Raw genomic sequence first — 222 nt, 5'->3', positions numbered from 1 at the left:
CGCCCCGGTGCGCGAACGCCACCCGTGCTGCGAGCACGTAGCGGCCGTGCGGGGCGTTGGCGAGGTGGGCGAGCGGGGCGGGGAGCCGGATGCTCACCTCCCCGTCCGGGCTGACCCGGATCGTCTCGTTGCCGTACCGCTTGCCGCTCTCGCCGTCCGCTTGCAGGAAGCGGCGGGAGGCTTCCCACCGGCGGCGCCACGCATCCTCGGTGAGCTGAGCGG

At 75.2% G+C, this 222-nt stretch carries 1 pseudogene; it reads right to left on the bottom strand.

Going from position 1 to position 222, the window contains the following annotated elements:
• Positions 1 to 222, bottom strand: a pseudogene (locus ALMP_RS35375) (IS200/IS605 family accessory protein TnpB-related protein); the annotation flags it as partial.

The organism is Streptomyces sp. A012304 (assembly GCF_026008495.1).
Lineage (GTDB): Bacteria > Actinomycetota > Actinomycetes > Streptomycetales > Streptomycetaceae > Streptomyces.
This window is presented reverse-complemented; position numbering and strand designations above follow the sequence as displayed.